The following is a 6,216-nucleotide window of genomic DNA, read 5'->3' as shown; positions in this document are numbered from 1 at the left end:
GGTGGACGGCGGACGTGCAGTCGCGCGGCGGTGTCGGCGTGCGGCTGTCGGCCCCGGGCGGTGCGACGCGCGCACCGCGGGCCGTCCCGGACGCCGCGGGCGACCGCGAGTACGTTCATGGCGAATGTTCGCCCACCCCCGAGCGAGGTGCGTCCATGCCGCCGGTCTTCGTCTCCACCCTGCTGAGGTGGCTGCTGAGGGCGCAGCAGCGCCGGCTCCACGTACGGGCGTCGCTGTGGGCCGCGTTGATCACGGCGGTTGTGCTGCTCTGCGGGGCGTGGCTGGTCGTGCGGGCCGAGGCGTCGGCGCCCCGTGCGACCATCACCTCGTTCCCGCTCGCGGTCTGGTGGTCCATCGAGACGGCGACCACCGTCGGGTACGGGGACATGTATCCGGTGACGGCGTGGGGGCGTGTCATCGCCTGCGTGGTGATGTTCGCCGGGATCGCCCTGTTCGGCATCGTGACAGCGGCCCTCGCGACCTGGTTCGTCAGCGGCGCCGCCCGCAGCCTGCGTCAGCTCGGCGGAACCCTCAAGCACGCCGAGCACGTGGGCCGGGAGGACGCCTCCGCCGAGGTTAGGGCTCTGCACGAGCGGTTCGACCGGCTGGAACAACTCCTGGGGGAAGGCGGCGGACCGGCCGCACGGCGCTGAGGCCCGGCGGGCTCGGCGGACACGTTGACGCGGATGACACCCGCGCTCCGCCGGCCGCCCGGCCGGTCGCTCTGCCCGACGGCCCGCCTGGGCGCCTCCGCGCCGGGCCGCTCAGGCCGAGAAGATCCGCGCGATGAAGAAGGCGGAGAAGAGCAGCGCCCCCAGCAGGATGAGCCCGGCCCACAGGCGCGGGTGCTCCCACATACCGCCGTCGGGACGCTCTTCGTGGGCTTCGGCGATGCAGCCTTCGGCAGGTGGGGTCTCCTCGGGCGGGACCTTGCCGTGAGGAGTCCGGCCGGGAGGAGTAATGACGTCAGCCATACCTCCATGGTGGGCCCGTACCGCGCTCTTTGCATCTCCCGGCGGATGCGCCGCCAGATGCTCACCGCAGACGGCGCTTTGACAGCTCCGCGGTCCCCATGGTCATCTAATTGCCTCTCCTATGCACTTGCGATTCATATGCAAGAGGGCGGGATGGATTTCTATGAAGAGGTGAGTCACAGCGTGCCCGTCGACAGCACCCGCCGTGGGTTTCTCGGACTGGCCGGAGCCGCGGGTGCGGTACTGCTCAGTTCCTGCGGGCCTTCCGGGGGTTCGGATTCCGCCCCGCCGAGCAGGGGCGGCACTCTGCGGGCCGTGTTTCCCGGGGCAGGGGCCAAGGAGACGATGGACCCCCACGCGCAACGCCAGTTCGTGGACATAGCCCGGCACAAAGCGGTCTTCGACAAGCTGGTGGATCTCGACGCGACGCTGCGTCCCGTGCCCCGGCTCGCCCGCAGCTGGGAGACGAACGCCGATGGCACGGTCTGGCGCTTCACCCTGCGGCAGGCCACCTTCCACGACGGCCACACACTCGACCCCGACGACGTGCTCTTCAGCCTCTCCCGCATCCTCGACCCCGGCGCAGCCGACCATCTGGCGAAGGGCTCGCTCTCGGTCATCGACCTGAAGCGGTGCCGGGCGGTCGGCAAGCACACGGTGGAGATCACGCTCAAGCGGCCGAACGCGGAACTCCCCTCGCTCCTCGCGATGACCGGGACCGCCGTCGTACGGAACGGCTACCGCGACCCGTCCCGGCCGGTCGGCACCGGCCCCTTCCGCTACCGCTCCTTCACCGCCGGCCGCTCCTTCGCCGCCCGCCGGTTCGACGACCACTGGGCCGGCCCCGCGCACGTGGACGAGGTGCACATCCTCTCCGCGGCCACCGAGGCACGGGCCAACGCCGTGCAGGCTGGCGAGGTGGAGTACGCACATGAGATGACACCCACCTTCGCCCGGCTGGTCAGGGCCAATTCCCGGGTGCGGATCGTCTCGGCTCCGCGCAGCGGCGCCGTCGGATTCGTGCTGAAGACCGACCGGCCGCCCTTCGACGACCCCGAAGCGGCGATGGCGGTGAAACTGCTCACCGACCGGAAGCGCCTGGTTGACGTGGTCCTCGGCGGACGCGGCGACATCGGCAACGACATGTACGGCAAGGGGTACGAGTACTACCCCGATGGCGTACCGCAGCGCGAGCGTGACGTCGCGGAGGCCCGCCGGCTGCTGCGCCGCTCCGGGGCGCTCAACAAACGCATCGCGTTCTACACCTCGACAGCCGCCGACGGGTTCATCGACGCGGCGCACCTCTTCGCCGAACAGGCCGGGGAGGCCGGTCTGCGGATCGACGTCACCACCGGACCTCCCGAGAGCTACTTCACCGACCTGCTCGGCACCGGCATGGCCGGAAGCCATCGCTGCGGGGCGATGCCCATTCCCACGTACATCAGCGAGCGGCTGCTCGACGGCGCACCGCAGAACACCACGGCCTGGCATCACAAGGACTTCGACCAGGACTTCGCGCGGGCCCAGGCCACCACCGACGAGAAGAAGCGGACCGCGCGGTACGGCGCCGCGCTGCGCACGGTGCGGGACAAGGGCGGCCTGGTGCTGTGGGGGCACTCCGACTGGCTCAACGCCGTCTCCACCCGTCTGCACGGTGTGAAGGCCATGCCGCCCAACACGGTCGACTGGGCGCGGTTCGACAACGTGTGGCTGGCCTGAACGTGCTGCGCTACACCCTGCGGCGGGTATCGCTCGCCGTCGTCCAGCTGGGGCTGCTGGCCGTCCTCGTCTTCCTGCTGACCTCGCTGCTTCCCGGCGACGCGGCGGAAGTCGAGTTCAACGAGCAGGCCGGTCTGGATCAAGTGGCCCATCTGCGTGAGCAGTTGGGGCTCGACCGGCCGCTGCTCGACCGGTTCGCCGACTGGGCCGGGTCGCTGCTCTCCGGGGACCCGGGCACCTCCCTGGTCAGCCGGGGCCCGGTGGCCGACATCATCACGGGCTCCCTCGGTGCCACCGCGGTACTCGCCGCCGTCACGGTCGCCGTCCTCGTACCGCTCGCCATGCTCCTCGGCCTGGTGATGGGGCTCCGGGAGGGCGGCCGGCTGGACCAGGCGCTCTCGGCCGTCATGGTCGCCCTCAACTCCGTACCGGACTTCGTACTGGCCCTCTGTCTGGTCGCGGTGTTCTCCCTCCGGCTGGGCTTGCTGCCCTCCACCTGGGTGGATGTCGGCGCCGGTGATCTGCTGACCCGGCCGGCCCTGCTCGTCCTGCCCGTCGCCGTGCTCCTCGCCAGGACCGTCTGTCTGCTGTCCCGGCAGATACGTGCGGGCACCATAGCGGCGCTGCGCGCCGACTACACGGCCCAGGCGCGGCGGCTGGGCGTGCCGCGGGTGCGGCTGGTCCTGCGGCATGTACTGCCCAACGCCGCGGTGCCCGGAGTCCAGGAACTGGCGCGGACCGGCGACCAGTTGCTGGGCGGTGTCCTCATCGTCGAGGCCGTCTTCGCGATCCCCGGCTCGGCGACCGCCCTGATCGACGCGGTGCAGAGCCGGGACGTGCCGACGGTGCAGGCGCTGACGCTGCTGCTGGCGGCCGTGGCCATGGCGCTCAACATCGCGGCCGACCTGGTCTCCCACCGGCTGGCTCCGCGTACGGAGGTGCTCAGGTGAGCCCGGCGACGCGTCCCGGCGGCTCCCTGCCGATCGCGGGCGCCGCTCTGCTCCTGGCGATCCCCGTGCTGGTCGCGGTGGTGGGGCCGCTGCTGGCCCCGGTGGTCACCCCGGCCGCGGGAGGAGCACCGTACGCGGCGGGGGGCGGGCATCCGCTGGGCACCGACGGGATGGGGCGCGACGTACTCGGACTGCTGCTGCGCGGCGGCCCCAGCGCGCTCGGTGTGGCCTGCCTCGCGGTCGGGCTCGCCTACGCCGTGGGCGGGACGCTGGGTCTCGCCGCGGCGGCCACCCGGCACCGATGGCTCGACGAACTCCTGCTGAGGCCGGTGGAGTTGCTGCTGCCGGTGCCTTCCCTGCTGATCATCAGCGTCATCGGTGTGGGCTGGCGCGGCCAGGCCACGGCCATCGCCCTGGCGGTGGCCGCGATCAACGTACCCGCGGTGGCCCGGCTGGTGCGGGCGGCGGGGCTCGACGCGGCCAGCAGCCCCGTGGCCGAAGCGCTGCGGATGCAGGGCGAGTCCAGGCCCCGGATCCTGTTCGGCCACATCGGACGGGCGGTCCTGCCGGTGGCGGCCGCCGATATCGGTACCCGGGTCACCACGGCGGTGTTCACCGTCGCCGCCGCGAACTTCCTCGGGCTCGGTATGGAACCCACTTCGCCCGACTGGGCCGTCACGATCGCCGGGAGCAGGGAGGCCCTGCTGCTGCAGCCCTGGGCGGTGTGCGCACCCGCGGCCATGCTCGTCATGTTCACGGTCGGGCTCAATCTGCTGGCCGACCGACTGCTCCGCCGGTCCGCCGCCCCGGGCCGGGGGAGGGCCGGCGGCCCCACGGCCCGGGCGCGGACCGACGCTTCCGGGAGCCCTGTACGCCGGGAACGCACCGACGGCCCCGAGGAGGCCGCACTCTGATGGCTGTGATCGAGGTACGCGGCCTGACCGCGTGGGCCGGTACGTCAGCGCTGCTGCGGGGGGTGGATCTGGACGTACCGGCGGGGGGCGTGACCGCCCTCGTCGGACCGTCCGGGAGCGGCAAGACCACGGCGGCTCTCGCCCTGCTCGGCGACGCGGCGCCCGGCGTGCGGCTGAGCGGGCAGGTACGGGTGGCGGGGACCACCGTGGTGGACGGGGACGGAGTCACCCGTGAGGCAGCCGCTCTGCGGGGCGGGACGGTCGCCTATATGCCGCAGCACCCGGGCAGCGCGCTCAACCCGGCCCGCCGTACCGGCGCCGTACTGACCGAACTGGCCCGGCTGCACCGCTCGTCCGCACCGGGCGCCCCGGCCGGCCGGGGCGCCCGGGAGCGGGCGGCTGCGGCTCTGCGCGCCGCGCAGCTGCCGCCGGAGACGGCGCTGCGGCGCTTCCCCCACCAGTTCTCGGGCGGCCAGCGGCAGCGTGTCGCCCTGGCCCAGGTCCTGGCCTGCGGCCCCAGGGCGCTGGTCCTGGACGAGCCAGGTACCGGCCTGGACACCGTGACGCGGATGGGCCTGGCCCGTGAACTCGCCGCACTCGCCCAGGCGGGCATGGCGATCCTGCTGCTGAGCCACGACCACGACATGGTGCGCGCACTGGCCGACCGGGTGGTCCTGCTGGAGGACGGCCGGGTCACCGGTGAGGGCAGCCCGGAGGGACTGCTGCCCGCCCGGACCGGATCCGCCGTACCTGACGCGGGGGAGGGGCCGCAGGACGATCCGGTCGTCGCCCCGGTCATCGCCGTACGGGATCTGACCGCCTGGCTGCGTCCCGGTGGCCGCGACGTGGTGCTGCACGGTCTCTCCCTGTCGCTGCCGCGGGGCGGCTGTGTCGCGGTGGCCGGGCCTTCGGGGAGCGGGAAGACCACGCTGGCCCGCTGTGTCGCCGGGCTCCATGAGCGGCACGGCGGCCGGATCCTCCTGGAGGGCACGGAACTTCCGGTGCTCCGTCGGCGCACCCGGCCGCAGAAGAGACGGGTGCAGTACGTGTGGCAGGAGGTCCGGGGTTCGTTCGACGAACGCCGCACCGTGCTGGAACAGGTGGCGCGTACCGCGGTCAGACTCCGGGACCGCTCCGCGGAACTGGCCGAGGAGGAGGCCGCGGGGCTGCTGTCCCGGCTGGGGGTCGACGGGAGCACGGCCCGGCGGCTGCCGGAGTCGCTGTCGGGGGGAGAGCTCCAGCGCGCCGCGTTCGCCCGCGCGGTGCTGGCGGGCCCCGATGTCCTGGTGTGCGACGAGATCACGACGGCCCTCGACGACGTGGCCACCGGTCTCGTGCTGGCCGAGGTGGCCCGTCTGCGGCAGGAGGAGGGCACGGCCGTCCTGTGGATCGGTCACGATCTCGGCCTGCTGCGCACGGTGGCCGACCGGGTCCTCGTCCTCGACAACGGCCGGACCGCCGAAGAAGGCACCCCCGCAGAGGTCCTGGACGCGCCGGCATCGGAGACCGCACGGCTGCTGGTCAGGGCCGAGCGGCTGGGCGCCGGAGACCCCGCTTCCGTACCGGACACCCCGTGACGGAGGCGCGCAGGCACGCAAACGTGTGCACGCGGCCGGCCGGGTCCCGCTCCTGCCACCGCCGCACGTGCGTACAAACGAA

General features: G+C 73.0%; 6 protein-coding genes. 5 read left to right on the top strand and 1 reads right to left on the bottom strand.

Annotated elements, in window-relative coordinates; all coding sequences use genetic code 11:
- On the top strand, nucleotides 1–653 hold a 653-nt coding region (locus tag ACFXBC_RS29820), incomplete at its 5' end, for a potassium channel family protein (RefSeq protein ID WP_385031274.1).
- 111 nt (nucleotides 654–764) lie between these two features.
- Here the strand turns inward: ACFXBC_RS29820 and ACFXBC_RS29815 are convergent.
- Nucleotides 765–974, bottom strand: coding sequence for a DUF6480 family protein (locus ACFXBC_RS29815; protein WP_385031271.1), 210 nt, complete (start codon nucleotides 972–974; stop codon nucleotides 765–767).
- 345 nt (nucleotides 975–1,319) lie between these two features.
- On the opposite strand from ACFXBC_RS29815, the gene ACFXBC_RS29810 reads away from it, so the two are divergent.
- From ACFXBC_RS29810 to ACFXBC_RS29795, 4 genes are read left to right on the top strand one after another with little or no spacing between them, the layout of a single operon-like run.
- A complete protein-coding gene (locus ACFXBC_RS29810) occupies nucleotides 1,320–2,693 on the top strand; it encodes an ABC transporter substrate-binding protein (RefSeq protein ID WP_385031268.1) in 1,374 nt (457 codons plus the stop codon).
- Nucleotides 2,681–3,643, top strand: coding sequence for an ABC transporter permease (locus ACFXBC_RS29805; RefSeq protein ID WP_385031265.1), 963 nt, complete (start codon nucleotides 2,681–2,683; stop codon nucleotides 3,641–3,643). The genes ACFXBC_RS29810 and ACFXBC_RS29805 overlap by 13 nt, the downstream gene beginning before the upstream one ends.
- Complete coding sequence (locus tag ACFXBC_RS29800) at nucleotides 3,640–4,557, top strand: ABC transporter permease (protein WP_385031262.1); 918 nt, start codon at nucleotides 3,640–3,642, stop codon at nucleotides 4,555–4,557. The genes ACFXBC_RS29805 and ACFXBC_RS29800 overlap by 4 nt, the downstream gene beginning before the upstream one ends.
- A complete protein-coding gene (locus tag ACFXBC_RS29795) occupies nucleotides 4,557–6,134 on the top strand; it encodes an ABC transporter ATP-binding protein (RefSeq protein ID WP_385031259.1) in 1,578 nt (525 codons plus the stop codon). The genes ACFXBC_RS29800 and ACFXBC_RS29795 overlap by 1 nt, the downstream gene beginning before the upstream one ends.
- Nucleotides 6,135–6,216 lie beyond the last annotated feature (82 nt).

This window comes from Streptomyces sp. NPDC059398 (assembly GCF_042751845.1).
Lineage (GTDB): Bacteria > Actinomycetota > Actinomycetes > Streptomycetales > Streptomycetaceae > Streptomyces.
The sequence above is the reverse complement of the archived record's forward strand: the minus strand, read 5'-3'. Positions and strand labels throughout refer to the sequence as shown.